Source organism: Acinetobacter sp. YH12039 (genome assembly GCF_013420015.1).
Taxonomy (GTDB): Bacteria; Pseudomonadota; Gammaproteobacteria; order Pseudomonadales; family Moraxellaceae; genus Acinetobacter; species Acinetobacter amyesii.
Genome location: NZ_VOZA01000147.1, coordinates 1 through 1,006, shown reverse-complemented (window position 1 = coordinate 1,006; position 1,006 = coordinate 1). Strand labels below are relative to the sequence as shown.

The window sequence follows — 1,006 nt, the reverse complement described above, 5'->3', positions numbered from 1 at the left end:
GCCGTAAGTTGCAAATTGAAATCCAGAAATCCCAATCGCGATTCCAGCAGCTGATCGGTTTACGTGAGCAAATGGCCAAGCATATTGTGGCAGCAAAAGAATTTTTATCTGAATATCCGCAGTTTGTAAGGAATCAGCATCCACTGGATAATTTTTCTGAGCGGCTGTCAAAAAAGGTGCATACCTTAAGAACCTTGCAAAGCAGTAATGACATTGCCATTACCCAGATGCAATTGTCCCAGCAACTGTCTTATAGCCTACTGGATCGGTTTAAAGAAGCGCAACAGGTGCTGATTCCGGCCTGGCAATATCATGTCAAACAAAGCCAGACGAAACACTCGACAAGTGATCTGGAAAAACTTGATAATAGCCGGGACAATTTGATTAAAACGTTAAAAAAGTCACTCGAGAAACCCTCGAATACATAACAATATAAGGTGAAACATGACCAAATCTGATGTAGTAAATTTACCTGTCGAAAGCTCAACTGAACTGACTGAACAGAAGTTCCAGCAAATGGATCTGAAAGAGCTGGGCTTGCAGCCTGCCGATTTTCAGGGGGTCTTGGCAGCACGTAAAGAACTGCAGAATATGAGTCATAATAGTGTGGCCGAATATGGCAAAAATATAGCCACCAAAACTTCAAGCTATACCGATGAATTGCTGAATCTGGTACAAAATAAAGATCTGGATGCAACCGGTCAAAAGCTGAATCAGGTGGTGCAGGTGGCACAGCAACTGAATACCAGCAGTATCTTGAACAAGAAAAAAAGTTCAGGATTTCTGGGCAATATCATCAGCAAATTTAAGGGCGTGAAAGATAATTTTGACTCGCATTTCAATACCACCAAAGAACAGATTGATGTACTGGTCAAAGAAATTGAGACTTCTCAATCTGGCCTGAAAGCACGCGTATCGACTTTAGATAAAATGTTTGATGGCGTGCAGGATGAATACAAACAGCTGGGTATTCATATTGCGGCAGGGCGTATCCGTGAACATGAAT

General features: G+C 41.8%; 1 protein-coding gene and 1 pseudogene. Both read left to right on the top strand.

The window, feature by feature from the left end; translation table 11 throughout:
- Window positions 1–428 (top strand): annotated as a pseudogene (locus FTT98_RS17950) (tellurium resistance protein); the annotation flags it as partial.
- 16 nt (window positions 429–444) lie between these two features.
- Window positions 445–1,006 (top strand): toxic anion resistance protein (locus tag FTT98_RS17945; protein ID WP_180177641.1); only part of this gene is annotated, 562 nt, incomplete at its 3' end.